General features: G+C 63.8%; 26 protein-coding genes. 2 read left to right on the forward strand and 24 right to left on the reverse strand.

Translation table 11 applies throughout. From position 1 onward, the window contains the following. Nucleotides 1–122 precede the first annotated feature (122 nt). Entirely contained in the window at nucleotides 123–1343 is a 1221-nt protein-coding gene (locus CEY11_RS04395) for a LysR family transcriptional regulator (RefSeq protein ID WP_158215180.1), read from the forward strand. Between the two features lie 63 nt (nucleotides 1344–1406). After that, nucleotides 1407–2129 carry a FadR/GntR family transcriptional regulator gene (locus CEY11_RS04400; protein ID WP_088602155.1) on the forward strand — a complete coding sequence of 241 codons (723 nt, stop codon included), beginning with the start codon at nucleotides 1407–1409 and terminating at the stop codon, nucleotides 2127–2129. 47 nt (nucleotides 2130–2176) lie between these two features. Here CEY11_RS04400 and CEY11_RS04405 read toward each other — a convergent pair whose 3' ends face one another. The 24 genes from CEY11_RS04405 to rplV all read right to left on the reverse strand — a co-directional run bounded on the left by CEY11_RS04405 (nucleotide 2177) and on the right by rplV (nucleotide 24335). After that, a complete protein-coding gene (locus CEY11_RS04405; protein ID WP_088602156.1) occupies nucleotides 2177–3499 on the reverse strand; it encodes a CaiB/BaiF CoA transferase family protein in 1323 nt (440 codons plus the stop codon). 16 nt (nucleotides 3500–3515) lie between these two features. After that, nucleotides 3516–4829: a Rieske 2Fe-2S domain-containing protein gene (locus CEY11_RS04410; RefSeq protein ID WP_088602157.1), complete on the reverse strand. Its 1314-nt coding sequence runs from the start codon at nucleotides 4827–4829 to the stop codon at nucleotides 3516–3518. Between the two features lie 130 nt (nucleotides 4830–4959). Further along, nucleotides 4960–5397, reverse strand: a complete 438-nt coding sequence (locus CEY11_RS04415) for a Zn-ribbon domain-containing OB-fold protein (RefSeq protein ID WP_233154718.1) — start codon at nucleotides 5395–5397, stop codon at nucleotides 4960–4962. A 15-nt stretch (nucleotides 5398–5412) separates the two neighbouring features. Continuing rightward, nucleotides 5413–6594, reverse strand: coding sequence for a thiolase C-terminal domain-containing protein (locus CEY11_RS04420; protein WP_088602159.1), 1182 nt, complete (start codon nucleotides 6592–6594; stop codon nucleotides 5413–5415). After that, nucleotides 6591–7739 carry a CaiB/BaiF CoA transferase family protein gene (locus CEY11_RS04425; RefSeq protein ID WP_088602160.1) on the reverse strand — a complete coding sequence of 383 codons (1149 nt, stop codon included), beginning with the start codon at nucleotides 7737–7739 and terminating at the stop codon, nucleotides 6591–6593. The genes CEY11_RS04420 and CEY11_RS04425 overlap by 4 nt, the downstream gene beginning before the upstream one ends. Continuing rightward, a complete protein-coding gene (locus CEY11_RS04430; protein ID WP_088602161.1) occupies nucleotides 7739–8719 on the reverse strand; it encodes a Bug family tripartite tricarboxylate transporter substrate binding protein in 981 nt (326 codons plus the stop codon). Before CEY11_RS04430 ends, CEY11_RS04425 begins: the two co-directional genes overlap by 1 nt. A 214-nt stretch (nucleotides 8720–8933) precedes the next feature. After that, nucleotides 8934–9692, reverse strand: coding sequence for an SDR family NAD(P)-dependent oxidoreductase (locus CEY11_RS04435; protein ID WP_088602162.1), 759 nt, complete (start codon nucleotides 9690–9692; stop codon nucleotides 8934–8936). A gap of 91 nt (nucleotides 9693–9783) precedes the next feature. Next, nucleotides 9784–11094: a Rieske 2Fe-2S domain-containing protein gene (locus CEY11_RS04440; protein ID WP_088602163.1), complete on the reverse strand. Its 1311-nt coding sequence runs from the start codon at nucleotides 11092–11094 to the stop codon at nucleotides 9784–9786. Between the two features lie 410 nt (nucleotides 11095–11504). After that, complete coding sequence (locus tag CEY11_RS04445; RefSeq protein ID WP_088602164.1) at nucleotides 11505–12200, reverse strand: ABC transporter ATP-binding protein; 696 nt, start codon at nucleotides 12198–12200, stop codon at nucleotides 11505–11507. Then, nucleotides 12200–12979 carry an ABC transporter ATP-binding protein gene (locus tag CEY11_RS04450; protein WP_088602165.1) on the reverse strand — a complete coding sequence of 260 codons (780 nt, stop codon included), beginning with the start codon at nucleotides 12977–12979 and terminating at the stop codon, nucleotides 12200–12202. The genes CEY11_RS04445 and CEY11_RS04450 overlap by 1 nt, the downstream gene beginning before the upstream one ends. Beyond that, nucleotides 12972–13940, reverse strand: coding sequence for a branched-chain amino acid ABC transporter permease (locus tag CEY11_RS04455; RefSeq protein WP_088602723.1), 969 nt, complete (start codon nucleotides 13938–13940; stop codon nucleotides 12972–12974). Before CEY11_RS04455 ends, CEY11_RS04450 begins: the two co-directional genes overlap by 8 nt. A gap of 5 nt (nucleotides 13941–13945) precedes the next feature. Then, a complete protein-coding gene (locus CEY11_RS04460) occupies nucleotides 13946–14860 on the reverse strand; it encodes a branched-chain amino acid ABC transporter permease (protein WP_088602166.1) in 915 nt (304 codons plus the stop codon). Between the two features lie 162 nt (nucleotides 14861–15022). Further along, nucleotides 15023–16192, reverse strand: a complete 1170-nt coding sequence (locus tag CEY11_RS04465; protein WP_088602167.1) for an ABC transporter substrate-binding protein — start codon at nucleotides 16190–16192, stop codon at nucleotides 15023–15025. A 296-nt stretch (nucleotides 16193–16488) separates the two neighbouring features. Next, complete coding sequence (locus CEY11_RS04470) at nucleotides 16489–17691, reverse strand: 3-hydroxybenzoate 6-monooxygenase (protein WP_088602724.1); 1203 nt, start codon at nucleotides 17689–17691, stop codon at nucleotides 16489–16491. Between the two features lie 49 nt (nucleotides 17692–17740). Then, the gene (locus tag CEY11_RS04475; RefSeq protein WP_088602168.1) at nucleotides 17741–19084 is read right to left on the reverse strand and encodes an FAD-dependent oxidoreductase; all 1344 of its coding nucleotides are present in this window, start codon (nucleotides 19082–19084) and stop codon (nucleotides 17741–17743) included. A gap of 166 nt (nucleotides 19085–19250) precedes the next feature. After that, nucleotides 19251–20243 carry a Bug family tripartite tricarboxylate transporter substrate binding protein gene (locus CEY11_RS04480; protein WP_088602169.1) on the reverse strand — a complete coding sequence of 331 codons (993 nt, stop codon included), beginning with the start codon at nucleotides 20241–20243 and terminating at the stop codon, nucleotides 19251–19253. Further along, nucleotides 20224–20616: a chorismate mutase gene (locus CEY11_RS04485; RefSeq protein ID WP_088602170.1), complete on the reverse strand. Its 393-nt coding sequence runs from the start codon at nucleotides 20614–20616 to the stop codon at nucleotides 20224–20226. The genes CEY11_RS04480 and CEY11_RS04485 overlap by 20 nt, the downstream gene beginning before the upstream one ends. A 40-nt stretch (nucleotides 20617–20656) precedes the next feature. Further along, the gene (maiA, locus tag CEY11_RS04490; protein WP_088602171.1) at nucleotides 20657–21298 is read right to left on the reverse strand and encodes a maleylacetoacetate isomerase; all 642 of its coding nucleotides are present in this window, start codon (nucleotides 21296–21298) and stop codon (nucleotides 20657–20659) included. Between the two features lie 2 nt (nucleotides 21299–21300). Next, nucleotides 21301–21999: a fumarylacetoacetate hydrolase family protein gene (locus tag CEY11_RS04495; RefSeq protein WP_088602172.1), complete on the reverse strand. Its 699-nt coding sequence runs from the start codon at nucleotides 21997–21999 to the stop codon at nucleotides 21301–21303. Nucleotides 22000–22310: 311 nt separating this feature from the next. After that, entirely contained in the window at nucleotides 22311–22592 is a 282-nt protein-coding gene (gene rpsQ, locus CEY11_RS04500) for a 30S ribosomal protein S17 (protein ID WP_088602173.1), read from the reverse strand. Nucleotide 22593: 1 nt separating this feature from the next. Beyond that, complete coding sequence (gene rpmC / locus CEY11_RS04505; protein WP_088602174.1) at nucleotides 22594–22785, reverse strand: 50S ribosomal protein L29; 192 nt, start codon at nucleotides 22783–22785, stop codon at nucleotides 22594–22596. Nucleotides 22786–22794: 9 nt separating this feature from the next. Beyond that, complete coding sequence (gene rplP, locus CEY11_RS04510) at nucleotides 22795–23211, reverse strand: 50S ribosomal protein L16 (protein WP_088602175.1); 417 nt, start codon at nucleotides 23209–23211, stop codon at nucleotides 22795–22797. A gap of 2 nt (nucleotides 23212–23213) precedes the next feature. Next, the gene (gene rpsC, locus CEY11_RS04515) at nucleotides 23214–23996 is read right to left on the reverse strand and encodes a 30S ribosomal protein S3 (RefSeq protein ID WP_088602176.1); all 783 of its coding nucleotides are present in this window, start codon (nucleotides 23994–23996) and stop codon (nucleotides 23214–23216) included. 9 nt (nucleotides 23997–24005) lie between these two features. After that, nucleotides 24006–24335, reverse strand: coding sequence for a 50S ribosomal protein L22 (gene rplV / locus CEY11_RS04520; RefSeq protein WP_088602177.1), 330 nt, complete (start codon nucleotides 24333–24335; stop codon nucleotides 24006–24008). Nucleotides 24336–24337: the final 2 nt, after the last annotated feature.

Below are 24337 nucleotides of genomic sequence, written 5' to 3' on the forward strand. Positions count from 1 at the left end.
GCGGCCATTCAATAATCGGAAGATTCAACCGGGTACTTGGCACATATTTCGTTTTCCCTGCTATCGTTAGGCTTGATGCGTGGATCACGCCACACCGCGAGACCGCCTAAATGCAAAATGAAATGACCAGCGTCTTTCAACTGAATTTGCGACATATTCGCGGGCTGATCGCGGTTCACGAGTACGGCAGCATCAGCGCCGCCGCAATGGCGATCGGCCTGAGCCAGCCTGCGCTGACCCAAGGGATCCTCAAACTGGAAAGCCAGCTCGGAGAGGTGCTGTTCGAGCGCCGCCCCGACGGCATCGAGGCCACTGCGGCGGGGCGCCTCGTGCTCGAACGAGCCGCCGCGAGCATGCGCCACCTGGCCGCCGGCAGCCGATTGATCGCGGGCGCCAATTTCGAACCCGATCGCCGGCTGACGATGACACAGCTGCGCGCTTTCCTTGGGCTGTCGAAGGCCGGGAGCTTTGCGGCGACCGGCACCGATCTGGGCCTGTCGCAGACGGCCGTGCACCGCGCGGTGCACGAACTCGAGGACGCGCTGGGCCGCAAGCTCGTAGAGCGCCGAGGCCGAGGCGTGCACATGACTTTTCTGGGGCGCCGCTTTGCGCGCAGCTGCCGGCTGGCAGCCAAAGAGCTGCAAGCGGCCTTGTCCGAGCTGGGCCTGGATCCACAAAACCCGGTGATCTCGATCGGCACCACGCCGCTGGCGCGGGCGTTCCTCGTGCCAGAGGCCATATCGCTGATGATGGCCGAGAAGTATCCCGCCAGCTTTCGCGTGCTGGAAGGGGACTGGGGCGACCTGGTCGAGTCCCTGCGCGACGGCGTGATCGACTTCATTGTTGGCGAACTGCCCGCGGCCGGGGTTCCCGATCTTGAATGCTCATCGCTATACACCGAGGCGCCGATAATCGTTGCCGGACATCAGCACGCGCTTGCCGGCAAGGGAAATCCGCCTCATAGAACGCTTGCCTCTTATCCATGGATCATCGCTCCCGAGACCTCGCCGCTGCGCGCGGAATGGGAACGGCTGTTTCCCGGAAAGCGGCCGGAAACGCCCGTCGAGTGCGGCTCGATCATGATCATCGGCAGGCTGCTCACCAGCAGCGACATGCTGACCCTGGCAATGCCCGACCAGGTGGCCTTGCAGATCCGCAACGGTCTGCTTGCCCGCATCGGAGAACCCCTGAAGGGCAGCACGCCCACGATCGGGGTCACCATGCGCCAAAGCTGGCACCCGACCAATGCGCAGCGGCACTTCCTCGATCTTTTGAGCTTTGCCCTGATGGGCGTCGGCGAGACCGCCAGCCGCAAGCCGATGATCGAGGCGCCCTGGGTGTGAGCCTGCCTTCCGGGCATGGGTTTCTGGTAGAATGATCGAACCAATATAGCTTTTGCTCTAGCCATGGAATTTTCCGCAATCGCACCGGCACGAGCCGTTGACGAGATCGCCTCGCAGGTCAGGGACATGATCGCGGCGGGCGCGCTCAAGCCCGGAGACCGCCTGCCGTCCGAACGCGACCTGTCCGCACGGCTGCGCGTAAGCCGCAATACCTTGCGCGAAGCCCTGCGTGCGCTCGAGCACGGCGGCATCATAGAAATGCGCAAGGGCGCTACGGGCGGCGCCTTCGTCCGCCCGGGCAGCTCTGGGGCAATCGTCAACGGCATGCGCGATCTGTACCACCTCGGCGCCATCACGCCCGCAGAACTGACCGAGGCGCGTGTGTGGCTCAGCGAGGTGGTGGTGCGCGTCGCCAGCGACAGGGCCACAGAAGAAGACTTCGCCGCCCTCGAGGCCAATGTCGATGCGGCGTCGAAAGCGGCCAACTTCGACGAGCGCGCCAAGCACAACCGGGAATTCCACATCATCCTGGCCCGCGCAACGCGCAATCCCATACTGGTGATAACAATGGAAGGCATCGTCGAGGTCTTTGCCCAGTTCATTGCGCAGATCGGCCCCAGCGACAACACTTTCATCCTGCCATCGCGCAGGCGCTTCATCAAGCACCTGCGCGCCCGGGACGCGGCGGCGGCCGCCGCCGAAATGAGCAAGGCCCTGGTGCGCCTCCAAACAAAGTACATGGCCCAATGGAGCGCCCGCTCGGCAGCCGGCCAGGCGGCCGACTGAGCATCCGGCGCCGACAGGCACAGATCGAACAGGCAGCCGCATCGCCATCATTGAATCGGCGACTCGCTTTCGCCAGTCGTAGCGGGTATGCGCATGCCGAAGGCGCCCGAGCGGGCCATCTCGGCAATTTTCTCTGGCGCCCAGCCAAGCACGTCTTGCAGAACTTCGCTCGTGTGCTGGCCGATTGCCGGCGCCGGGCTGGGATCCACCACCGGAGTGCGCGCATAGCGGATGGGCGAGGCAATATTGGGGATTTGCCCCAGATCGGGGTGCGGAATGTGGGTGACCAGGTTGCGCGCCTGAGCTTCGGCGGAACGCATGGCCTGGCCCACGGTTCGCACCTCGCCGCAAGGAATCTGCGCCTGCCTCATGCGCGCCTGCCAGTGCAGCCACGGCTGCCGGCGGAACTCCTTGCCCAGCTCCTCGAATAGAAATTCGCGCCGCGCGATCCGGTCATTGCGCCCCTTGAGGCTGTCATCATTGGCGAGATCTTCGCGCTCGAGCACTTGTCCGACCAGCCGCTGGAAGATCTTGTCGTTTCCGCAGTTGATATAGAAAGAAGTGTCCGACGCCTCGAACACGCCGGAAGGACAAGTGTCGGAACTGGTATTGCCATGGCGCTGCGGCTCTTTGCCCGAGACCAGATGCTGCATGGTGGCCCAGCCTGTCATCAGCAGGCCGGTGTCGAATAACGCCACCTCGACGAACTGCCCTTCTCCCTGGCGTTCACGCGAAAAAAGCGCGCCCAGGATGGCGTTGGACACCATCATCGCAGTGCTGATGTCCATCACCGCCGCCGAGGCGCGCACCCCCATCCGGTCGGCATAGCCGTTCATCGAGACGAAGCCGCTTTCGGCCTGAACCACCGGGTCGAAGCCCAGGCGATCCGAGAATGGGCCTTCGCGCCCATAGGCCGAGACCGAGCAGTAGATCAGCTTCGGATTGAGCGCGCGGCAGGTTTCGTAGCCGAGCCCCAGCCGCTTCATGACCCCTGTCGAGAAATTTTCGACCACCACGTCGGCATCGGCGATCAGGCCAAGGGCGACCTCTATGCCGGCGGGCGACTTCAGGTCGAGGGCCACGCTGCGCTTGTTCCGATTGCTCCAGAGGAACGGGCCTCCTTGTGCCTCGAGGCCGGGCACGGCGGGCGGGTAATAGCGCAGCTCGTCGCCGCGCTCGGGAGCCTCGATCTTGACGACATCGGCACCCATGTCGGCCAGAAACATCGTGGCAAGAGGGCCCGCGATGAAGTGGGTGAAATCAACGACGCGGATTCCCTCCAGCGCGACCGGCGCGGCGGAAGGCCTCGGCCTGTAGGCGGGAAACTCTTGTGCCCGTTGAGACAGCGTAGTGTTGTCGATAGCGCTCATGTTCGTTCTGCCTCCTTCATGGCGCGTAGCCGAAATCCTTGCCGGGCTCGGCGCGCATGAACTCGCCGCCCTCGGCCGCCCAGTCGCCATCTTTGGGAATCGTGATCGAAATGGCGCGAACCAAGTATTTTTGTTGCAGGCCGGCGGACGGCGGGCGCGCACCTTCTGCGGCGAGCTGCTTGACCGCTGCCAACAGCATGCGCCGGGTTCGAGCCACGCCGCTGTCGCTCACACCCAGATTTTCTTTGCTGCGATCATAGATGGGCGAGACCCCCGACTGGCAGGCGGCGTCCTGCAGCCACAGGCCCGGCATGCCCGCGTTGTATTTTCTGGCCAAGTCCGGCGAGTAGCCGTAGGCGTTCTCGCGGTTGTACTTGCTCCAGTAGTTGTAATACGGATGAGTGATGGGCTTCGGCTCGAACGAGTTAAGGGAGGCGTGCCCCGTTTCCCTGCCGCCGTGGCCGGCCTCGAACAAGCTGCGCGTCTTTTCGTACAGCGGCTGTGCCGGGTGATAAGAAAACATGATGCACAGCGTGTGCTCATCGTCGATCGGAACCCAGGCATGGCCGCTCAACTCGGGGTATTGGGAAAACGGCGGAACCAGCGTCCAGAACGGCATGAGGAACTGATTGACGCGCACGTAGCTCTTGTCCTCGTCGAGCTTGCGGCGCGCCGCAATGTGCAAGCCGGCGTCGTGTTGCACCACCTCGAACTTGGGCGCCAGATCGGCCGCCTGCTTCCACTGGTCGATACTGCCGCCGGAATCCACCCGCCCATGCAGCATGGCCGCGTGCGCGGAATCGATCTCGCCTTCCAGCGCCTGCAGCCAGTTGCACTCCTGGATACGCATGGACACGTGGACGTTTTCAGGCGGCACCATGTTCCATTCCATTGCCGGCAATTCGGGGGGCGTCTCGTCCGGGCCCATGTATGCCCACAGAACGCCATTGCGCTCGCGCACGGAATAAGCCTTCACGCATACGCGGTTGAGCATGGGCGTATTTTCGGGCTCGGCCGGCATATCGTGGCATCGGCCGTCCACCGAGAACTTCCAGCCGTGGTAGATGCAGCGCAGGCCGCCTTCTTCGTTACGCGCAAAGACCAGTGGCGCGCCGCGGTGAGGACAGGCCTGATCCACCAGGCCGACACGGCCTTCGCTGTCCCGGAACGCCACCAGATCCTCGCCCAGCAGGCGTACGCGATAAGGCTGTCCGTTGGCCGGGACATCCTTGGAAAGCAGGAAGGGGAGCCAGTACAGCCGCATCAATTCGCCCATGGCGGTCTTGGGGCCGACACGCACGAGCAGTTCATTGTCTTCGTGTTTCAGCATTTCCGTTAGCCTTTCAATGGTTCAAACATTGAACTAATTTAGCACAGACGATCGCAGGCTGTCCAGATGGGTGCCGCCAATCGAGCGCATTTACTGGGGATCCGCCCCGCGGATCAGACACAGCCAGAGGTCAATCGAGCTGCCACTGCAGCAGCGTGTAGGGCACCTGGGCATCGTGGTGATGTTCGTAGCGGCCCGACACATGGGCACCGATGGCAACGGCTTGCATCGGGTCGCCCAATAGGTTCCCTACGAGCCGGATGCTGCCCGCGTGGGGCAATTCGACCAATACGGCTACGTAGGGGCAGCTTGCCTTCAATGCGGGATGAACGGGATGCCATATGCGCTCCCAGCTGTAGATCACGCCTTTGGCGGGCACTTCGACCCAGGGCGGGTCGAACTCGTGGCAGTTGTGGCAAATGCACTCGGGCCCGAATTGCCAGGTTCCGCAACGGGAGCAACGCTGCACACGCAGCTTTTCTTCGCGCAGGCCGCCCCAGAACTGGGCCGACACGCCATCAGCTTCGGCGACGGGAGCGGGAAGCCCTTGCGGCAGATAATAGGTCACGATAATTCCTCCAGCTCAAAGAACGGCCTGCGAGCCCAGCAGCAAGTCGCTGGCCGGGGCGACCATGGGCCCGCCTGTCACCAGGGCCACATCGCCGCTCGCGGCCTGGTTCAACGAGGTTCCACGCACTTGCCGGACGGCTTCCAGCACCAATTCGAAGCCGTGCATATAGCACTCCGCGAGATTCCCTCCGCTCGTGTTCAAGGGCAAGCGCCCCGTCGACGCGCGAAGGTTCTCCAATGTAAGGAATTCATTTGCCTCGCCCGGCGGGAAAAAGCCATGTTCGGCCAGGGCCATGACCACTCCACCCGTGAAGTTCTCGTAGCTTTGGACGGAGCCTACGTCCGATGGCGAGAGCTTGGCCATGCGATAAAGATCTTCCGCGACAGTCGTGAAATCGGCCGAGGCATATACCGGAGAGTTATGGGCATGGGCGCCAAACCGGGCGCTGGCGCCAGAGGCGGCGCCCAAGAGATACACCGGCCTTTGCTTCAGGTCTTCGGCCTGCTCGGCATCCATCAGAATCAATGCCGCGGCGCCGTCGTTTTCCATGCAGCAGTCAAAAAGATGGAATGGCTCGACGATCCAGCGCGATTCGTCGTAGCGCTGCTCGCTTAGCGGCTTGCCGTACATCACGGCGCGCGGATTGCTCTGCGCGTGATGATAAGAAGCCAGCGCGATCGCACGCAGGGCTTCCTGGCGGATACCGTGCTCATGCATGTAGCGCATTACGCGCATGGCAAAGCGCTGCGGCGGGGAGATCACGCCGTAGGGCACCAGGTAAGACTTTTCACCCGAGATCGTTCCGGAGTCCGCATTCTGGCCGTAGCGGCCATACTGCCCTTGTGCGAGCGATCGGAACACCACGACGCAATCCGCCTGGCCTGTCGCAATGGCGGCCGCGCCATTGGCCACCGCGGCACAACAGCCTCCGCCGCCGCCGCCCCACTGCATGACGGAAGTTCTCAAGCGCGCCAGCCCAAGCGCGCTCGCCAGCCGCACCGCATCGCTACGCTCATCGCCATATGAAGCAAAGCCGTCGATCTGCTTTGCACTGATGCCGGCATCGTCGCACGCCGCGAGAATGGCTCGCAAAGCGAGCTTGAACTCCGGATCGGGAGATTGGCCGTGTTTGTAATAAGTGGTCTCGCCAATTCCGACGACGGCCACCCGCCCACGCAAAGTACGCTCGCTCATGGATTCGGTTCTCTCCTGACATTGTCGGCCCGGCATGCTTCGCGGCTTTGCCAGCGCCGCAATACGCTTTCTGGAGCAACGGGCCCGATCGAGGGCGGCGAGGCCGACGGCACCGGCGCATGCGAAAAGCGGGGCGCCGGGGCGGGCTGCACCGCTCCGTCCAGACTCACGAAGCTGCCTCGGAAAACGTTGTGCGGGTGCTGCATCGCTTCGCTCAGGGTAAGCACAGGGGTAACGCAGGCATCCGACCCCGCAAACAGCGCCTCGCATTCGGCCCTGGTTCGCGAACCGATTGCGGCACCGATCGCGGCACGCAATTGCGGCCAGCGCGCCACGTCGTGTTGTGCGTCCTGCCACACTTGATCCAGGCCGAGCCGCTCGACGAAAAGCGCATAAAATTTCGGCTCGATAGCGCCGACGGCCACATGACGGCCGTCGGAGGTGGGATAGACGCCGTACCAGGGCGCCCCGCCGTCGAGCATGTTGCTCTCTCGATGCTCGGAAAACCGCCCGCGCTGCTGCTCGCCGATGAACAGCGCCATCAATTGAATCACGCCGTCAGCGATTGCCGCGTCCACGACTTGGCCCACCCCCGAAGCGCGTGCTTCGTAAACCGCCGCCAGGATGCCAAGCGCCAGGTGCAGGCTTCCGCCGGCATAATCGCCCAGCAGGTTCAGCGGCACGACAGGCCGCTCTGGCGTCCCGATGGCCGCCAGAGCACCCGTCAGGGCAAGATAATTGATGTCGTGCCCGGCCGTACTGGCCAATACCCCTTCTTGCCCCCAACCCGTCATGCGCCCATATACGAGCGCCGGATTGAGAGGCATCACCACGTCGGGGCCCAGCCCCAGCCGCTCCATGACGCCTGGGCGAAACCCCTCCACCAGGACGTCGGCCCGGGCTATCAGCGTCAAGATATTTTCACGATCCGCCGCGGACTTCAGATCGGCGTGAATCACCTCGCGCCCACGATTGACGATCCGCAACGGATCGCCGATGTGCGTGCCCGGCCGATCCACCGACACGACATCCGCCCCCATGTCGGCCAGCAACATGCAGGCGAACGGTGCCGGCCCCAGCCCCGCAAACTCAATCACGCGCAAGCCCGACAGGGGCCCCCGGCGTGTACCAGTTTCCTGGCGCATCAGTCGAGATGAATATTGGAATGTTTGGCCACTGCGCCCCACTGCTTCATGTCGTCGCGGATCATCTGTGCGAGCTCCTGCGGCGAACTGCTGTGGGCCTCGACCTGCCGCGCAGTGAACATCTTCTCGACCTCCGGGCGCCCCACCGCATACACCACGGCCTCATGCAGCTTTTCGGCAACCGCGTCCGGAACGCCTCTGGGCGCCAGCACGCCAAACCACGCCACGCTGTGAAAGCCCGGAACCTGCTCGGCAATGGCGGGCAGCTTGGGGAATATTTTTGTGCGCGCGGGCGACGTCACGGCCAGATAGCGCACCTTGCCCGCCTGAGCCATCGCCATTCCGTCCAGGCCGGTTATGAAGGCCGCCTGCAGCTGGCCGCTCGCAAGCGCAATCATCAAGGGCGCCCCGCCGTTGAAAGGGATATGCAGCAGATCGAGGCCGGCCATGCTGTTGAAATACTCACCCGTGAGATGAGACAGTGAACCGTTGCCGACCGACCCGAAATTCCAGGACGATCCCGATTTCTTGGCCAGAGCCAGGAAGTCCTTCAAACTCTTGGCGGGGTTGTTTGCGGTGACGGCCAAAATCAGGGGTGTAACGGCCACGACCGAAATGGGCCGCAAATCCTTCACGGGATCATAGGGCGTCTTGCGCAACAAGGGCAGGATGGCATTGGGCCCGGAATTGCCGAAGACCAGGGTGTATCCATCGGGCGCGGATCTGACCACGGATTCCGTTCCGATGGCACCGCCGGCCCCTACCTTGTTTTCTACGATGACCGGCTGCTTGAGAAACTTCTCCATGGGCTGCTGGATCGCCCGCGCCAGTTGATCCGTGCTGCCGCCGGCCGCATAAGGCACCACTATGCGTATAGGCTTGGACGGAAAAGTGTCTTGCGCCGAGGCACAGGATGCAGCCAGCGCACTCAGGCAAGCAAGCAGGCTCGCGGCCAGGGTCGCGCAACGTGTATAGAGCATTCTTATCTCCGGTGTATTGATATAATGAGGGATTCAATGGTAGATCCATTGACCTATTTTAGTCAATGGCCATGATGCGCCCATGGAATGCCGGCGGCCTTCCGCCCGGTAGCAGCTTGCATATCCGGGCGGCGCGGACACGGCATGGGCCCAATCGCGGGGCGCGGCGCGAGCCGGGGTACTTCGGTACGGAAATCGTCGGGCAGCCTCGGCGCTATCGCATGTACAGGCCGCCGTTCACGTCGATCGTGGCCCCGACGATATAGCCAGCGCGGTCGGAAGCGAGCAACGATACGGCCGCCGCAATTTCAGAGGTGTCCGCGATCCGGCCGACGGGAACCTGGCGCTTGATGTCTTCAAGCATGTTTTTCAGCCGCTCTTTGGCGCTGGCGACCGGGCCCGGCGAGACGGCATTGACCGTGACCCCGGTACCGGCCAGCTGGCGGGCGAAATAGCGCGTGAGGGTAGTGGCTCCACCCTTGGCCGCCGAGTAGTGCGGCGACGCAACCGTGCCGCCGTTGTGGGAGGCCAGGGAAGTGATATTGATGATGCGCCCGTACCCTTTTGCTTTCATGTGGGCGGAGAAAACCTGGCAGCTGAAGAAGACGCTGCGCAGATTGATGGCGATGATCTCGTCGAACTCGTCCGGAGTGATTTGATCGGTCGGGGTTCGCTTGGCGTACCCGGCATTGTTCACGACTATGTCCAGCGTAGGCCATAGGCGAATAACGCGCTCCAAGGCCGATTCAAAATCTTCTTTTTTGCGCACATCGAGCGCAAAGCCCATGGCCGAATCGCCGCTCGCATCCAGGCTTGCGGCGACGGCTTGGGCTCCGTGCCCGTCGACATCAGTGACGGCGACCTTGGCGCCATTTTGATGCAGCTCATGCGCAATAGCCTCGCCGATGCCACGGGCGGCACCGGTAACCAAAGCGACCCTGCCGGATAGAGAACTGCCGAGAGGTGCAGACATTGTGTTATTCCTGCTCAGAATTGAAGACTAGAAAATGATCTCTGGCCATGTGCCCTCCAACCGGCAGGGCAGGCCATAGACGACCCGGTATTTAGATTCGAGGCCGGGTATCCGGCTGCCAGCGCGTGGCTCTTTGCAATTCCGCCTGGTAGGCGTCGGCCAGAGGTGTTTGCGGATCGTCCACCCAGAACGAGCCGGAGCGGGCGCCGAAATAGGTGCCGGGCGCACACGGCACTGCGGCCTGGCTCCCCCTGAATTTATCCAGCGCCTGCGCCAGCTGCCGGCGCACGATTGCAATCATCTGATCCGTGGGCGCCAGGTGTTCGAAAGAATGGTCGGTAATCGGCCCCATGCTTTCGGTGATCGACTGATCCTGCATCGACGGGTTGTCGATGCCCGTGTAGTGGATCATGTCGCGTTGCGCCTGGCGATCCATTCCCCAGTCATTGGGCTCGCCATCGATCGGCAGCCAACGATCGAACCAGCCCGTGCCATTGGGCTTGCGCCGGATCTTCTGGTACATGGGCTCTCCATTCTTCAGCTTGGTCGTGAAGAATGGATTGCCCTCATCGACGCCGCCGGTGATGTCGAAAAGCATGACGTGGGTGTCGTCCATGGGCACCCAGGCCCGGGCGATGGCACGCGAGGCGAACAGAATGTTCGGCGTCATGGTCCAGAACGGGAACAGGAAATGCGCGACGCGCCAGGACATGCGCCCATCTTCGGATTCACGGTAGGCGCCATACATGGCGCCCCAATCCGAGGTGCGCACCTTGTATTCCGGCGAACGGTTATGGACGGTCGGACGCAGAGGAGAATCCTCGGGCAGATCTTCCGGCGTCAATGCGCCGACATGAAGAAAGCCCACGTGGCTGGTGTCGATGTCGCCCTCCAGGGCCTGCAGCCAATTGCATTGGCGCTGCAAACACCAAACTTTGCTGTTTGCAATCAGATTGGCTTCTATGTGCGGCAATTCCGGCGGGCTATCCTGGTCTTCGCCCATGTACACCCAGATCAGGCCATTGCGTTCAGCCGCCCTATAGGCCTTTGCGTGCACTTTGGCCTTGAAATCCTGGCGCTCGGGCACATTGGGCATGTCCAGGCAATTGCCATCGACGTCGAACTTCCACCCGTGGTAGACGCAGCGAATGCCGTTTTCCTCGTTGCGCCCCATGAAGAGCGAGGCACACCGATGCGGGCAGCGGTGGTCGAGAATCCCGACGCGGCCTGCGCTGTCGCGAAAAGCGATGAGCTTTTCTCCCAGAATCATGAGCCTGACGGGAGCGCCATCGGCCTGCACTTCGCCGGACAATGCGGCCGGCAGCCAATAGCGGCGCATGAAATTACCCATGGGCGTTCCGGGCCCAACCCGAAGCAGCTCGTTAATGGAGGTTGCACTCATGAATCGACATTCCCTTGTAAACGTTCGCCGGGTGCGGCGTTCGAGAAAGTATAGGAACGAGTCGGGATGCAGCCTATTGAAATGGCGGCAGGGGTATTGGAAAAATAGAACTTAGATTCCGAGGCGGGCGGCTCGCTTACGCGGCTGCGTCATGAGCTGGCGGCAGCCTTGATATCGGCCCCGCGTGAAGCAGGCAGCGATCGGCCGGAACCGGCGCAGAGCCTGCTTATCGAAGGATTGCGGGGCGTGTCCGCCAGGCCGCCCGGCGTGGTGGAATCCCCCCCTTGGCGGAACGGCACAGGGCGCGAGCCTTACTTCCGGTTTTTGAATACAGTGGCGCCCTTTCGAATCCGCTGCCGGATCGGCCGGGCATGCGGCCGACGCGGCACGCCGAAGCCCGCAATGGCGCCCTACACTCCCAGATAGCGGTCGACCAGCTCGGGCTGCGCCAGCAGTTCCTGCGAGCTGCCGTGCCACATCACCCGGCCCTTCTCGATCATGTAATGCCGGTCGACCAGGTGCTGCATCTCTTTCAAATTCTTGTCGATCAGCAAGATGGTCTGGCCCTCGTCCTTGAGCTGATTCAGGCAGGCCCAGATCTCGTGGCGAATCACCGGCGCCAGGCCCTCGGTGGCCTCGTCCAGGATCAGCAGGCGCGGATTGGTCAACAGCGCCCGCCCTATGGCCAGCATCTGCTGTTCGCCCCCCGACAGCGTGCGCGCCGATTGCGCGCGCCGCTCGCGCAGGCGCGGAAACAGCCCGAACACGCGCTCCAGGTTCCACAGCCCCTTGCGCTCGTTGCGCGAGGTAGCCACCAGGTTTTCCAGCACCGACAGCGAGCCGAAAATGCGCCGCCCTTCGGGCACCAGGCCCAGACCCAGGCGCGCGATGCGATGCGGACGCAGGCCGCCGATCTCCTGGCCGTCGAAGCGCAGCGAGCCGCCCTGCACCGGCAGCATGCCCATCAGCGTCTTGACCGTGGTGGTCTTGCCCATGCCGTTGCGGCCCAGCAGCGACACCACGCTGTGCGCGCCGATTTCCAGATCCAGGCCGAACAGCACCTTGCTGTTGCCGTAGCCCGATTCCAGGCGTTCCGCTTGCAGCATCACTCTCTCCCCAGATAGGCGTCGCGCACCTCTTCGTGTTCGCGCACCTGCGCCGGCGTGCCGGTGAAAATGGGTTTGCCGTAGACCAGCACCGTTACGCGGTCGGCCAGGGCGAACACGATGTCCATGTCGTGCTCGACCAGCAGCATGGCATAGCGCCCCTTCAGATCCATGAGTATGTCCTTCATGCGCAAGGACTCTTCCGCCCCCAGGCCGGCCATGGGCTCGTCCAGCAGCAGCACCGAGGCGTTCAGCGACAGCGCGATCGCCAGTTCCAGCTGGCGCTTCTCGCCGTGAGCCAGATCCGAGACCCGCACCGCGGCGCGATCCTGCAGGCCGACACGGGCCAGCGCCGCACGCGCGGGCTCGCGCAGCTGCGGGTCGCGGCGGGCACTGCGCCAAAGGTTGTAGCGCTGCGGCGCGTGCGCCTGCACCGCCATGGCGACGTTGTCTTCGACCGTGAATTCGGGGTATAGCTGGCTGATCTGGAAAGAGCGCGCCAGCCCCGCGGCGGCGCGCTTGAAAGCGGGCAGGCGCGTGATGTCATGGCCATCGAGCAGCACCTGCCCCGAGTCGGGCAGAATTTCGCCGCTGAGCTGCGAAATCAATGTGGTCTTGCCCGCGCCGTTGGGCCCGATCAGCGCGTGCAGCTCGCCCGGCAGGATGCTCAGGCTGGCGCCCTGCGTAGCTTTTAGCGCGCCGAACGACTTGCACAGGTCGCGGATCTCGAGCTTGGGGGCCGGCTGCGCGGCCTTGGCCGCCCGCGTAGAGTCAGTCATGGCTTTCGCTCCCTGCCAGCCAGCCGAATATGCCGCGCTTGCTGAACAGCACCACCAGTATCAATATGGGCCCCAGGAACAGCAGCCAGTTTTCCGTCCATGCGGTCAGCACTTGTTCCAGTCCCAGGTATGCGGCCGCGCCGAGTATCGGGCCGAATATCGTGCCCATGCCGCCCAGCACGATCATGGCCATGAACTCGCCCGACTTGGTCCAGCCCGCCATGTCGGGGCTGGCATACAGCGCATAGTTGGCCCACAGCGCGCCGGCCAGCCCGGTGCCCGCCGCCGAGATCACGAAGGCCGACAGGCGGTAGCGCAGCGGTGCGTAGCCCAGGTTGATGCTGCGCCGCTCGTTCTGCTTGAAGCCGCGCAGCGTCATGCCGAAGGGCGAGCCCACGATGCGCCGGCACAGCCACACCCAGGCCGCCATCAGCGCCAGGCAGACATAATAGAAAACGGTGGAGTCGCCCAAGTCCAGCCCGGGAAGCACGTTGCGCGCCGTCACCGACAGGCCGTCGTCGCCGCCGTAGACCACCAGGCCTATCAGCACGAAGTACAGCATCTGCGCGAAGGCCAGCGTGATCATGATGAACTGGATACCGCTGGTGCGCAGCGACAAAAAGCCCATCACCAGGCCCACCAGCGCCGCCACCGCCATGGCCAGCGGCCAGATCACCAGGGCCGATTCCGAGCCGCCCCAGCCGAGCAGGGTCTGGCCCTGATCCATATGGAAAGCCACGATCGCCACCACGTAGCCGCCCAGCCCGAAAAAGGCGGCATGGCCGAAGCTGACCATGGCGCCGTAGCCCAGCACCAGGTCGAGGCTGACCGCCGCGATGGCGTATATGACGAACTGCGTCACCAGATTGATCAGGAAGCTGTTGCCCACGCCGTAGGCGATCGGCGGCATGCACAGCAGCACGGCGAACATCAGCGCCACCACCAGGGATTTTCGAGTCATGGGTTTCATCGCTGTGCCGGTATCAGGCCGCGCGGCTTGAGCAGCAACACGATGGCCATGAGGATGTAGATGCTGGCCGAAACCAGGCTGGAACTGATCGAGTCGGCATATTCCGGCGGCAGCAGCTGCGACATCCAGATCGGGATGTAGGCGCGCCCCAGCGCATCGGTCATGCCCACCAGCAGCGAACCCACCAGCGCGCCGCGCACCGAGCCTATGCCGCCCACGACGATCACCACGAAAGTGGTGATCAGCACTTTTTCCCCCATGCCGATTTCCACCGCCAGCAAGGGCGCCGCCATGACGCCGGCGAAGCCGCACAGCAGCGCCCCCAGCCCGAACACCAGCATGAACAGGCGCCGGATGTTGACCCCCAAGGCGTCGACCATGTCGCTGTCATCGGCGCCGGCACGCACCAGCATGCCGACCCGGGTGCGCGAGATCAGCAGCCACAGGCCCACGGCCACCAAGGCGCCCACGGCGATGAAGGCCAGGCGCATGACCGGGTACTGCAGGCCCGGCAGTATGGGCACCGAGCCGGCCAGGAAGGCCGGCGTGGTGACCGTCGGCGGGCTGCGGCCGAACAGCAGCGTCACCAGGGCATTGGTGAAAAAGATCAAACCCAGCGTGGCCAGCACCTGGTCGAGGTGGTCGCGCTGGTACAAGCGGCTGATGACCAGCCGCTCGACCACCAGCCCGTAGAGGCCGGCGCCGACGACGGCCGCGAGCACGGCCACGAAGAACGAACCGCTGGTGGCCAGCGCCGAAGCGGCGCAGAAGGCGCCCACCATATAGAAGGAACCGTGCGCCAGGTTGACGACGTTCATGATGCCGAAAATCAGCGTCAGTCCGGCCGACAGCAGGAACAGCAGCGCCCCGTACTGCAGGCCGTTCATGAACTGCTCGATCAGCATGTACATGGAATGCATCCTAACTCTGGGAACCGCAGCGCAAAGCCGGGCTCGCGGCTCGCTTCGCCGGCACGGCCGCCGAATTGCGCGGGCATCGCATGCCTGTCATTGCGGCTTGCGCCGGCGCCGTTGCGCAAGAACGCGCGGGACGGCGCCGCACCGTTACGCCGATTACATCTTGCACAGCGCGGCGTAGCTGTCGCCGTGATCCTTGACGATGGTGCCGATGTTTTTATAGATCAGCTTGCCGCTGCTGTCGGGCTCGACGCGCAGCAGGTACCAGCTCAGTATCGGATACTGGTTCGAGCCGAACTTGAACGAGCCGCGCACGCTCTGGAAGTCCGCCTTGCGCAGCGCCGCGCGGAAGGCTTCGGGCTTGCCCTTGATGTCGCCGTTCACCGCCTTCAGCGCGGTGCCGATCAGCACCGCGGTGTCGTAGGCCTGGGCCGCATAGACCGTGGGCATGCGCTTGTATTCTTTCTGGAACTCGGCGACGAACTTCTTGTTGGCCGCATTGTCGAAGTCGGCGCTCCAGGGCGCGCTGAGGTAGTAGCCTGCGCCGGCCTTGCCGGCCGCCGCCAGCATGCGGTCGTCCATGGAATAGATCGGCGTGACCATCTTGATGGACTTGTTCAGGCCCGAATTGGCGAACTGCTTGGCGAAATTGATGCCGGCGCCGCCAGGCATGAATTCGAAGATGCCGTCCGGCGCCAGGGAACGTATGCGCGCCAGCTCCACCGAGAAGTCGGTCTGGTCGAGCTTGGTGTAGATCTCGGCCGCTATCTTGCCCTTGTAGGTGCGCTTGAAACCCGTAAGCGCATCGCGCCCGGCCTGGTAGTTGGGCGCCATGATGACGACCTTCTTGACGCCCAGTTCGTTGGCGGCCATGCCCGCGGTGTCGCTGAACGAATCGTTCTGCATGGCCACGCTGAAGAAGTTCTGGTTGCAGGCCTTGCCGGCGAAGTTGGAGGGGCCGGCGTTCAGGCTGACGTAAAAGGCCTTGGCGCGCAGCACGGTGGGCACCACGGCTTCCAGCACATTGGAAAAGTTGATGCCGGTGAACAGCTGCACGCCGTCGTGCAGCATTTTCTCGGCGATCTGCTTGCCGTGGCCCGGCTTCAGGCCGTCGTCTTCCACGTCCAGCTGCACCGGCACGCCGCCCAGCTTGCCGCCCCCGTCCTTGATGACCAGATTGAAAGCATCGCGCTGGTCTTCGCCCATGTAGCCCGCAGGTGTCGAAAGCGTGCCGATGAAGCCGATCTTGAGCGGCTCTTGTGCGTGGCCAAGAGCGGTGACGGCCGAGATGGCCAGGCCTAGCCCGAGTTGCCTGATGTATTTCATTTGTGAACCTCCTTGGTCGTCCTGCTTGGATGTATGCGTTGATTTGCCGGGTGTGCCGCGCGCCTTGCCGGCCGGCCGCCGACCATGGCGGCCGCGGCGCGCCGCGGCAAGGGCATTCGTCCACGCCCACCACGCTGCAAGGCACTACACCTCGCTACACCTCGCGCGCGGGGCGCCAGCTCTATTCTATTAAATTTTCGATAATATTTGAATTTTATAAAATTTCAGCTGCTCTTGCCAGACTGGCACGCCCCTATGTCACGCCGGCACACACGCACTGGCACGCGCCGTCCCGGTCAGGCGTCGGCATCGGCCAGGCAGCTCTCGCGGCGCCAGCCGTACAGCCATTCCAGCGCGGTGTAGAAATGATCCTGCGACTTGCCCTTCCAGAGCCGGTTGCGAACCAGGCGCTCGACACCCTGGGCGTGATAGATGCGCCCCATTTCCCGTGTCGACCAGACCACCCGCGCAGTGCGCGGTATGCGCACCGATTCGTACAGGTGGAATGCCGCGGAGAAATCGCCATCGCAGCGCGCCACGGCCTCGCCCAGCGTCACCGCGTCTTCCAGGGCCATGCAGGCGCCTTGCGCCATGTACTGGGTCATGGGATGCGCCGCATCGCCCAGCAGCGTGGCACGGCCTTCGCCCCAGGACTCGACCGGCTCGCGGTCGGCGGTGGCCCAGCGCCTCCATGAAGTGGGGCGATCCAGCATCTGCCGCGGCCGCGGATGGATGCCGGCGAAATACGAAAGCACCTCTTCCTTGCTGCCGTCGCGCACGCCCCATTCTTCCTGGTCGTGGCTGTGGAAGGTAACCACCAGGTTGTATTGCTGGCCGCCGCGCAAGGGGTAGTGCACCAAGTGGCAGCGCGGGCCGGCCCACAGCATGGGCGCATTGACGCGCAGATCCTCGGGCATGTTCTCGCGTTCCACGACGGCGCGATAGACCACGTGGCCGGTTACGCGATGCGTGCCGCCTATGGTCTTTTCCCGTACCACCGACTTGACGCCGTCGCAGCCGACCACTGCATCGGCCTTGTAGACATTGCCCTGGGTATCCACCACATCGACGCCATTGGCGCCGACATGCACGTCCTGCACATGAGTGGAAGTGCGAAACTGGATCAGCGGGTTCTCGCGCACCGCCTCGAGAATCGACAGGTGGATGTCGGCGCGGTGTATCACCGCATAAGGGCCGCCGAAGCGGCGGCGGAATGCTTCGCCGGTCTCGATGCGCACCACTTCCTGGGCGTCGATGGCGTCCATCATGATGATGTGGTCGGTGAACACCGCGCGGCTGCGCGCCACTTCGCCCACGCCCAGCGCATCCAGCGCCGCAAAGGCATTGGGGCCGAGCTGGATGCCGGCACCGATCTCGCCGATGTGCGCCGCCTGCTCCAGCAACTGTACCTCGATGCCCTGGCGGGTCAGCGCCAGCGCCGCCGCCAGGCCGCCTATGCCGCCACCTACGACGACGACTTTCTGTCCGGTTTTTTTCATGATGTCTTCCATGCCTGTGTTCATTCACCAGGGCGGCTTGCGCCGGGCCCTAGCCGAGAAAAACGCCGTTCTCGCGCAGAACGGCCTGCAGCGGCGCGGCGGACAGCGAGCGCAGGCCCGCGCCCTGCCTGACGCTCATGGCGGCCAGCACCCCGGCCGCCTCACCCATCACGAAGCAGCTGCCGCTGACGCGCGCGGCCGACTGCCCCTCGTGGCTCATGGACGCGCAGCGCCCCGCCACCAATACATTGTCCACGCCCGACTCGCGGCACGGCACGATCATGCGCAAGGGCAGCTGGTTGTAGCCGCGCGACTCGGGTATGGGCGGCCACATCCAGCGCACGTCGCCGGCCACGTGCAGTTCCAGCGGCCAGCCGTTGACGCCTATGCTGTCGTCGAAATCTGCGCAATTCAGCACATCGTCCTGGGTCAGGCAATACTCGCCGCGGATACGGCGCGTCTCGCGGATCCCGAGCTGCGGGGCGATGTCCAGCACGTAAGCGTTCTCGAAGCCCGGCACCTTGGCGCGCAGGAAACGCAAGTAGTCGACCACCTGCCTGCGCCCTTCCAGTTCGGCGCCGGCCAGCGAGTCGGCATCGGTGCCGTCGGCGGCGCTGCCGTCGGGCTGGGTCAGCTGCGTCACGTTGACGCGCCACTCGTAGGCGTGTTTTTGCGGGCGCACGATGGCGCCGCGCCGCGGGAAATGGAATTCGCCGGCGGCCTCGGCCGCATCCATCAATTCAGGGATGCGCTTCCAGGCCTCGCCGGCCCGGTCGGCATCCACATTGCCCACCTTGAACATCAGCGTGGGATAGAGCATCTGCCCCGCCCCCGTGCCTTTTTCGTAGGGAATGCCGGCCCAGTGGGCGAGATCGCCATCGCCGGAACAATCGATATAGCAGGCGGCACGCACGGCCACGCGTCCCGACTTGGTTTCCAGAAACAGGGTCGACACGCCCCCCTGCTCGCCCATGGCCACCCCCGCCGCCAGGGCATGGAACAGCACCTGGGCGCCGCTGTCGCGCACCAGCTCGTCGGCCGCGCACTTGAAGGCAGCAATGTCGTAGGCCAGGGCGTGGATCTTGCCGAAGATCAGATGCGGGTCGTTCAGGCCGTCGAGCCGGCGCATGCGTTCCAGCAGCTCGTCGGTGGTGCCGTGCACCACCTGCCGGATCTCGCCGTGGACATTGGCATGCAGTCCGCAGAAATTGGACACGCCGGCCGCGGTGCCCATGCCGCCCAGGAAGCCGTAGCGCTCTATCAAAAGCACCCGCGCGCCTTGCCGCGCGGCCGTCGCCGCCGCCAGAATGCCGGCCGGGCCGCCTCCCAGCACCGCCACGTCGTACTCGCCGTAAACAGGTACGCGCCTGGCCGGCTCTTGTACATATTCCATCCAGAACTCCTCGTTTGCCGCCGGCGGCGGGGCGCCGCGGGCATCACCGCAGCCCCCGGGGCGCAAACCGGGAGCCAGGGCCGGCCGGACTGCCGGGCCCGAATCTACCCACTACCCGAGCCGCGCCGCCGGCGGCAGCCAGAGCCGGCCTAGTCCGGCCGCGGGCTCAATCCATTTTTATATGCAGCTGCTCGATCAGCGGCTTCCAGCGCGCCAGCTCTTCATCCATGTACTTGCGGAATTCGGCCGGCGTGCTGCCCACGGGATCCATGTACAGGGCCTTGAGCTTCTTGGTGACTTCCGGGTCGTGCAGGGCCTGGATCAGCGTATCCGACAGTTTCTTCTGTATCTCGGGCGGCACCTTCGCGGGGGCCACGAAGCCTACCCAGGCCGAACCCACGATGCCCGGCACACCCACCTCGGCCATGGTCGGAATATCCGGCAGGGCGCTGGAGCGCCGCTCGGAAGTCACCGCCAGCGCGCGCAGCCGCCCGTCCTTGACCATGCCCATGACCGCGATCGGCGGCAGTGCGGCGAACTGGGCGTCGCCGGCCAGCAGCGCATTCAAGGCCTTCGGCGAAGAGGTATAGGGCACGTGCGTGGCCTTGCCGCCGATCTTCTGCAGCAGCAGCTCGATCGCCAGCTGCGACACCGCGCCGGTGCCCGTGGAAGAGAAATTCAGCTTGTCGGGATGATCTTTGATGTCCTTCATCAGCTCTTGGATGGTCTTGATGCCGGACTTGGCCGGCACCACCAGCACGTCGGGCTGATCCACCGCCTGGGTGAGCGGCGCCAGATCCTTGCGCGGATCGTACGGCAGGTGCGAATACAGCACCGTATTGTTCACCATGGGCCCGGTAATAGAAGCGCCGAAGGTGTAGCCGTCCGGCTTGGCGTGCGCGATGCTGGCCGTGCCCAGGTCGCCGCCGGCGCCCGGCTTGTTCTGCACCACGATGGCCTGCCCCAGGAGCTTGCCGGCCTTGTCGGCCACGATGCGCGCCATCAGGTCGGGGCTGGATCCGGCCCCGAAAGGCACGATGAGGGTCAGCGAGTGGTCGGGCCAATTTGCCGCCTGGCCCGCCGCCGGCAGCAGCGCCAGCGCCGAGGCCAGCAGCGCGCCGCGCACCGCCGTCTTCCATTTATCCGCGATCTTGATCATTCTTGTCTCCTGTGGGGGTCATGCTATTGAAATACAGCTGCTCGTTCTGGATGAACGCGGCAACCATGGCCCGGTAGGTCTGTTCGACCACCTGTTCGAGATTCTCGAAACCCCGATTATGCGCGCGTGCCAGATCCACCGCCTTGGCGAACACCTGGGCCTGGCGGGCCGGCGCACTGACCTGAAAAGCGTCGCGCTTGAAACGCGCGGCATCTTTCACATACATGGCGCGCTCGGCGATCAGGCGCACGATCTCGCGGTCGAGCCGGTCGATGTTCGACCGGATCTCACCCAGCGACGCGCATAGGGGAACATACGCGGGATCGGTGAACTCGCGCTGCGCAGCCCCTTCGGTGGCGGGTTCCTGCTGCATTCCGGTCGAGCTTTCCCTCATGGCGTCTTGACTCATGGTTTCAGGCCTGGAAATCGGGCTGCCGCGCGGGAGCCGCCTGCTGGAATGCCGGCAAGGTGTTGCAGTGTTCGTGCACGGCACGCACGCGTTCATAGGCGCTGATATCGCAGCCCATGCGCAAGGCATTGGCCACCTGCGGCACCAGGCAGCAATCGGCCACCGATACCTCGCCGCCCAGGCAGAACGGCCCCGAACCCGCTTGCGCCAGCAGGGCCTCGAGCGAACGCAGGCCTTCGTCTATCCAGTGCGCGTACCAGGCATTCTTCTGCTCGTCGCTGACGCCCAGCTTGCCGACCAGATAACGCAGCACCTTGAGGTTGTTCACCGGATGCATATCGCAGCCGATCAGATTGGCGATTTCCAGCGCCCGCGCGCGCAGCTGCGGCGCTTGCGGAATCAGGCGGGGCTCGGGGTACTTTATATCAAGGTAATCGATGATGGCCAGCGACTGGCTCAGATTGAAGCCCTCGTCGTCCACCAGCAGCGGTACCCCGGCGCTCGGATTCTTGGCTACATAGCCGGGCTCCCTGTGCTGCTGCTCGCGGATGTTGACGGGCAGATACTCATACGGCAGCTGCTTGAGCGCCAGCGCGATGCGCACGCGATAGGACGTGGAGCTGTTGAAGAAACTGTAGAGTTGCATGATCAGACCACCTTTACGTGCAGTTCACCCAGGCCGGCCACGCTGCCCACCATCAGGTCGCCCGCCACCACCGGGCCGACGCCTTCGGGCGTGCCGGTGTAGATCAGGTCGCCGGGCTCCAGGCGGAAATAGCGCGACAGATAACTGACGGTCTCGGCCACCGACCAGATCAGCTTGGCGGTACTGCTGTGCTGCTTGACAGCGCCGTTCACCGTCAGGGAGATCTCGGCATTGTCGACGCCGTGGAATTGCGCGGCCGGATACAGCGGGCCTATGGGCGCGCTGGCATCGAAGGCCTTGCCCAATTCCCAGGGCCTGCCGGCCTGGCGCATTTTCATCTGCAGATCGCGCCGCGTCATGTCCAGGCCCACCGCATAGCCCCATACGTGCCCGAGCGCCTGCTCGACCGCGATGTTCGAGCCCGCCTTGCCGATGGCGGCAACCAGCTCGATTTCATAATGCAGATTGGCGGTTTCGGAAGGGTAGGCGAATTCCAGTGTCTGCCCCTGCACCACCGGACGTATGGCATCGGCCGGCTTGCAAAAGAAGAACGGCGGCTCGCGATCAGGGTCGAAGCCCATTTCCCGCGCATGGGCCGCGTAATTGCGGCCTACGCAATATATGCGCCGTACGGGGTACAGATCGGCGCTGCCGACCACGGGAACCGAAGCCGTTTCCGGCGGGGGGAATACATACGACATCTAGAGTCTCCTGCGGATTTTGCGCGACGGGATAGATAACAGCACGGCGCCAGCGGCATCTTGAACGAAATAAAGGCGCACCCGCCCCGGAGGGGGTGCGTCAAAACCGTTATGTCTATTGTGTCTTGGCAGATATATGTTTAGAAATGAAATATTCTTATTATCTATACTTTAAAACATATGTTTGGGCCAAGGCGGCACCGCTTATGCAACCAGGAGATAACGGCCGGGCGCCGGCACACTCCGCCGGGCGGCCTATAAAAAAAGCCCCGAGGCACGCCCGGGGCTTTTTCACTACAAGACGACAGGGATCAGATGACCCGTGCAGCCTCGATCAGGCGCACGACCGTCCAGGACTTGTCGCGGCTGATGGGGCGGCCTTCGGAGATCTCGACGGTATCGCCCTCGTTGTACTGGTTGGTTTCGTCGTGCGCCTTGTACTTGTTGGAGCGCATGACGATCTTGCCGTACACCGGGTGCTTGACGCGGCGTTCGACCTGCACCACCACCGTCTTGTCCATCTTGTTGCTGACGACCTTGCCGATCAGCGTACGCTGGCGCTTGGCCTGCTGGGTGTTTTGAGTTTCGCTCATGTTACTTCCCTGCCTTCTCAGTTATCAGGGTACGCACGCGCGCGATGTCGCGGCGCACTTTACCGAGTTGGCTGGTGTTGGAAAGCTGTTGCGTGGCACGCTGCATGCGCAGGTTGAATTGCGCCTTCAACAGGCTTTCGAGCTCTTGGCCGAGCTCGGCGGCGTCTTTGGAACGGAGTTCGCTGGCTTTCATGAGATCTCCTTAAGCACCGATGTGACGCGACACGAAGGTCGTCGAGATCGGCAGCTTGGCGGCGGCCAGGCGGAACGCCTCGCGCGCGAGCTCTTCGCTCACGCCTTCCATTTCATAAAGCACCTTGCCGGGTTGGATTTCCGCGACCCAGTATTCCGGATTGCCCTTGCCGTTACCCATACGGACTTCGGCAGGCTTCTGCGAAATCGGCTTGTCGGGGAAGATACGGATCCAGATACGGCCGCCGCGTTTGATGTGGCGGTTGATGGCACGACGCGCCGATTCGATCTGGCGTGCGGTCAGGCGGCCACGGCCCGTGGCTTTCAGGCCGTATTCGCCGAACGACACCTGGGCGCCGCGCGTGGCCAGGCCGGTATTGCGGCCTTTCTGCTCTTTGCGATATTTTCTGCGTGAAGGTTGCAGCATGGTTATTCTCCTTCGGGCGCCGGCGCAGCGTCCGGCTTGCGAGGACCGCGGCCGCGTCCGCCGGGACGGCGGCCATCGGGACGCTCGCCACGGGGCGCACGGCGCGGACGACGCTCGTCATCGCGCGGGGCGGCGGTCTCGGGCGGCATTTCGCCGTTGGGCAGCATGTCGCCCTTGTAGACCCAGACCTTGATACCGATGATGCCGTATGTGGTTTGCGCTTCGGACGTACCGTAATCGATGTTGGCGCGCAGGGTATGCAGAGGCACACGGCCTTCGCGATACCACTCGGTGCGGGCGATTTCGATGCCGTTCAGGCGGCCCGAGCTCATGATCTTGATGCCCTGGGCGCCCAGGCGCATGGCGTTCTGCATGGCGCGCTTCATGGCGCGGCGGAACATGATGCGCTTTTCGAGCTGCTGGGCGATCGAGTCGGCGATCAGCTGGGCGTCGGTTTCCGGCTTGCGGATTTCCTCGATGTTGACGTGCACGGGCACGCCCATCAGGCGCTGCAGATCGGCCTTGAGGCTTTCGATGTCCTCGCCGCGCTTGCCGATCACCACGCCCGGACGGGCCGAGTAGACGGTGATGCGTGCATTCTTGGCAGGGCGCTCGATGACCACGCGGCCGACCGAGGCGCTCTTGAGCTTCTTCTTCAGGTACTCGCGCACACGGATGTCTTCGGCAAGCATGCCGCCGAAGGCCTTGTCATTGGCGTACCAACGCGAGCTCCAGTTGCGGTTGACCGCGAGGCGGAACCCAATCGGGTGTATTTTCTGTCCCATTGCGACTCCTTAAGCCCCGACCTTGACCACGATGTGGCAGGTCTGCTTCTCGATACGGTTGCCGCGGCCTTTCGCACGCGCGGAGAAGCGCTTCATCGACTGGGCCTTGTCCACGTAGATGGTGGTGACCTTCAGCTCGTCGATATCGGCGGCATCGTTGTGCTCGGCGTTGGCGATTGCCGACTCGAGCGCCTTCTTGAGTATGCCGGCGGCCTTCTTGGGGGTGAAAGTCAGGATATTCAGGGCCTGCGACACCGACTTGCCGCGGATCAGATCCGCGACCAGGCGAGTCTTCTGCGCCGAAATATGGACTCCACGAATGATAGCTGTAGTTTCCATCG

This window comes from Candidimonas nitroreducens, from assembly GCF_002209565.1.
Lineage (GTDB): Bacteria > Pseudomonadota > Gammaproteobacteria > Burkholderiales > Burkholderiaceae_B > Candidimonas > Candidimonas nitroreducens.

Coding starts and splice junctions, on each gene's coding strand:
- CEY11_RS04475 (WP_088602168.1), bottom strand. CDS start 19,084: ATGGAATATGTACAAGAGCCGGCCAGGCGCGTACCTGTTTACGGCGAG.
- rpsC (WP_088602176.1), bottom strand. CDS start 23,996: ATGGGACAGAAAATACACCCGATTGGGTTCCGCCTCGCGGTCAACCGC.
- CEY11_RS04450 (WP_088602165.1), bottom strand. CDS start 12,979: ATGACTGACTCTACGCGGGCGGCCAAGGCCGCGCAGCCGGCCCCCAAG.
- CEY11_RS04455 (WP_088602723.1), bottom strand. CDS start 13,940: ATGACTCGAAAATCCCTGGTGGTGGCGCTGATGTTCGCCGTGCTGCTG.
- CEY11_RS04495 (WP_088602172.1), bottom strand. CDS start 21,999: ATGTCGTATGTATTCCCCCCGCCGGAAACGGCTTCGGTTCCCGTGGTC.
- CEY11_RS04405 (WP_088602156.1), bottom strand. CDS start 3,499: ATGAGCGCTATCGACAACACTACGCTGTCTCAACGGGCACAAGAGTTT.
- CEY11_RS04425 (WP_088602160.1), bottom strand. CDS start 7,739: ATGCGCCAGGAAACTGGTACACGCCGGGGGCCCCTGTCGGGCTTGCGC.
- CEY11_RS04420 (WP_088602159.1), bottom strand. CDS start 6,594: ATGAGCGAGCGTACTTTGCGTGGGCGGGTGGCCGTCGTCGGAATTGGC.
- rpmC (WP_088602174.1), bottom strand. CDS start 22,785: ATGAAAGCCAGCGAACTCCGTTCCAAAGACGCCGCCGAGCTCGGCCAA.
- CEY11_RS04470 (WP_088602724.1), bottom strand. CDS start 17,691: ATGAAAAAAACCGGACAGAAAGTCGTCGTCGTAGGTGGCGGCATAGGC.
- rplP (WP_088602175.1), bottom strand. CDS start 23,211: ATGCTGCAACCTTCACGCAGAAAATATCGCAAAGAGCAGAAAGGCCGC.
- CEY11_RS04435 (WP_088602162.1), bottom strand. CDS start 9,692: ATGTCTGCACCTCTCGGCAGTTCTCTATCCGGCAGGGTCGCTTTGGTT.
- rpsQ (WP_088602173.1), bottom strand. CDS start 22,592: ATGAGCGAAACTCAAAACACCCAGCAGGCCAAGCGCCAGCGTACGCTG.
- CEY11_RS04445 (WP_088602164.1), bottom strand. CDS start 12,200: ATGCTGCAAGCGGAACGCCTGGAATCGGGCTACGGCAACAGCAAGGTG.
- maiA (WP_088602171.1), bottom strand. CDS start 21,298: ATGCAACTCTACAGTTTCTTCAACAGCTCCACGTCCTATCGCGTGCGC.
- rplV (WP_088602177.1), bottom strand. CDS start 24,335: ATGGAAACTACAGCTATCATTCGTGGAGTCCATATTTCGGCGCAGAAG.
- CEY11_RS04400 (WP_088602155.1), top strand. CDS start 1,407: ATGGAATTTTCCGCAATCGCACCGGCACGAGCCGTTGACGAGATCGCC.
- CEY11_RS04440 (WP_088602163.1), bottom strand. CDS start 11,094: ATGAGTGCAACCTCCATTAACGAGCTGCTTCGGGTTGGGCCCGGAACG.
- CEY11_RS04465 (WP_088602167.1), bottom strand. CDS start 16,192: ATGAAATACATCAGGCAACTCGGGCTAGGCCTGGCCATCTCGGCCGTC.
- CEY11_RS04460 (WP_088602166.1), bottom strand. CDS start 14,860: ATGTACATGCTGATCGAGCAGTTCATGAACGGCCTGCAGTACGGGGCG.
- CEY11_RS04480 (WP_088602169.1), bottom strand. CDS start 20,243: ATGATCAAGATCGCGGATAAATGGAAGACGGCGGTGCGCGGCGCGCTG.
- CEY11_RS04430 (WP_088602161.1), bottom strand. CDS start 8,719: ATGCTCTATACACGTTGCGCGACCCTGGCCGCGAGCCTGCTTGCTTGC.
- CEY11_RS04395 (WP_158215180.1), top strand. CDS start 123: ATGACCAGCGTCTTTCAACTGAATTTGCGACATATTCGCGGGCTGATC.
- CEY11_RS04485 (WP_088602170.1), bottom strand. CDS start 20,616: ATGCAGCAGGAACCCGCCACCGAAGGGGCTGCGCAGCGCGAGTTCACC.
- CEY11_RS04410 (WP_088602157.1), bottom strand. CDS start 4,829: ATGCTGAAACACGAAGACAATGAACTGCTCGTGCGTGTCGGCCCCAAG.